This is a genomic window from Methanospirillum sp. (assembly GCF_035406105.1).
Lineage (GTDB): Archaea > Halobacteriota > Methanomicrobia > Methanomicrobiales > Methanospirillaceae > Methanospirillum.
Genome location: NZ_DAONKG010000290.1, coordinates 1 through 2480, shown reverse-complemented (window position 1 = coordinate 2480; position 2480 = coordinate 1). Strand labels below are relative to the sequence as shown.

3 protein-coding genes and 1 pseudogene are annotated in these 2480 nt (G+C 46.5%); 3 read left to right on the top strand and 1 reads right to left on the bottom strand.

Annotated elements, in window-relative coordinates:
- On the top strand, positions 1–404 hold a 404-nt coding region (locus tag PLA23_RS12535), incomplete at its 5' end, for a zinc ribbon domain-containing protein (protein ID WP_324475397.1).
- A 6-nt stretch (positions 405–410) separates the two neighbouring features.
- Positions 411–1139 (top strand): heparan-alpha-glucosaminide N-acetyltransferase, encoded by a 729-nt coding sequence (locus PLA23_RS12530; protein WP_324329650.1) that lies wholly within the window; start codon positions 411–413, stop codon positions 1137–1139.
- Positions 1140–1148: 9 nt separating this feature from the next.
- On the opposite strand, the gene PLA23_RS12525 is transcribed toward PLA23_RS12530, so the two are convergent.
- Entirely contained in the window at positions 1149–1880 is a 732-nt protein-coding gene (locus PLA23_RS12525) for a tetratricopeptide repeat protein (RefSeq protein ID WP_324329651.1), read from the bottom strand.
- Positions 1881–2158: 278 nt separating this feature from the next.
- On the opposite strand from PLA23_RS12525, the pseudogene PLA23_RS12520 reads away from it, so the two are divergent.
- A pseudogene (locus tag PLA23_RS12520) lies at positions 2159–2480 on the top strand (hypothetical protein); the annotation flags it as partial.

Genomic DNA, 2480 nt, shown 5'->3' with positions numbered 1-2480 from the left:
CTGATCAGGTGAAACCGAAACCGGCACAAATACCCGTCAATGTGTCTCGGCAGGAACCGGCACCAGTTCCCCCGCCGGTGGTGACCGCAGGATTGGACGTACCTTTGTCAGCATCACCCGTACCAGCAGCACCCGTTATCGAACCGGAACCCCGGCCAGTCTCCTCTGAAAAACCCTCGTCGATCGCAGAAAAGGGCACACAACGGTTCCCTGCTTCACCGCCAGGTTCAGATTCGATACAGATCTCCATAGAGAAACCTTCCCTTGCTCCGGTCAGGTTCAAACGGAGAAGCATAATTCCTGTCGGAGGAAGTAGTGGAAAGAGCCGGTATTGTATGCACTGCGGCTCCAAAGTTCCGTCTGTGGCGAAATTTTGTCCTGTTTGTGGAAAAAATCAGGGCTAAATATTCATGGAACTGCACCATGGCAGATATCCGGGTCTGGATGCATGCCGTGGGATCGCAATTCTCATGATGGTATCCTATCATTTTTTTGTAGATCTCGATTTTATCGGCATACCAGGCCCAGATCCGTTCTCCAGCCCTTTGAAATGTTTTGGTGTCCTCACCACGATATCTTTCATCGGTATTGCAGGCATATCAGCACATCTGAAGTCAGAAAAAACTCATGGGTTTATGAAGCAGATTCGTGCGTTTTTAAAGCGCGGTGGAGAACTTCTTCTGATCGGTGTCGGGATATCCCTTATCACCTGGTGGGTTATGCAGGGCGTGGGGTATGTGGTTTTTGGCATCCTTCACCTCATCGGTACAGCCCTTATTTTGACTCCCTTTCTCTACCGCCTCGGACATTATGGCCTCCTTCTGGCTGCAGGACTGATAATGATTGCGGTTTTTGGCCTTCCTGCCGGGCCGTTGTGGCTGGCATGGATTGGTATCTGTCCGGTGGATTTCTATTCCGTAGACTATACTCCCGTGATCCCCTGGCTTTCAGTTTTCATTTTTGGATTATCCACCGGCAGGTTTTTCTTTCCATCCGGGTATCCACGGTATTTTCTCAATACTCCTGAAAAGCCGGTGAGATGTCTTGCCTTTCTTGGAAGGCATTCACTTGTGATATACCTGATTCATCAGCCGGTTTTATTCCTGCTGATCTTAACAATCTTAAAAATAGGAGGTTGATAAGGGGGTCTATTTTAGAATATTCAGAAATCCTGATAAGAGTTCAGAAGAGGTATTCTCTGGTGTATGACTGGTTATATTCATGGTATTAGAACCGGCAGAAGAGAGGTTATTCTTTACCGACTCAAGACGCGACTGAACAACGGTAAGATTCGGATCGATCTCAAGCGCTTTTTCAAATGCCCCCGCTGCCTCATTGTTCTGTCCCATCTTTTCATATATTGTTCCAATGTAATACCATCCGACTGCATTTTTGGGATCATAGGTTGTTGCATTCAGGTACGCAGCGATTGCCGCTTCATATTTCCCCTGGTCAAAGAATGATGCCCCCATATTTTCCCATGCACTTGAAAAATTCGGGCGTAAATTTACCGCTTGCCGGTATGATTCAACCTCTTCCTCATACCGTCCCAGTTTTCCAAGAGTTACCCCCCTGTTATACCACACATCCGGATCCTGTGGGCTGACCCGTACAGCATTATCAGCAACTGATAATGCCTCTTCATATCTTCCCAGCCTGTTCAGAACGATGCCAAGATTATTTAATGCATCCGTAAACCCGGGGCGGATTTTCAGTGCAAGCTGATACTCTTTTGTGGCATTTTCATACTGTCCGAAGGAAGACAATGCATTCCCCATCAGGTAATGCTCATCAGCGGTCATTTCATCAGTCTCTGCACAGGTTATCGGAATCAGGATAAGAATTGCAAAAAGAATTATGACAGGAATAATACCATTCATTCAGTACACGGTTGGAACAGAATGAAATAAGGGTTGTGGCTCTGTAAAAAGGAAGTATAGAGAGAGGTATGAAATGATGGATCTGTTTTCTTCGACGGTTGCAGAACCAAACTGCTCCCTGCTCTGAAGAGTGGTGTTGATTTGCTCATGATTTTTTCATTCCTGATCTCTTCTTACAATCTATTTAAATTGCGTTATGTGGATATTTCCGGAAATCCGCTCCAATATGGATAACCAAAAAATGTATTTATACTTCTGACTGCAATCAATACATCATTATGCCAGTCAACCAGGCGCAGGTCGACAGCATCATTTCTTCGGCATCTGCCGAAGATCCAGAGATTCAACTGCTTAAGCTCAGGGATGAGGTTGAGTTGCTGAAGACCTCTATTAAACGCCTGCTCATTGATATCCGGGAACGAATGAATGATGCGGAAAACCCGCTTGTTCAGGCGTTAAAGGGGAACCCGGTGGAGTTTGTGGGGCAGCATACCACAGCTCCGACTCCGATGGAGGGGTATATTGATGATTATGATGAAGAGCCATCAGGCGGGGGTTTTGCAGAGGAAGGGGGGTCGATGTCAGTGTCAGAAGAACCAG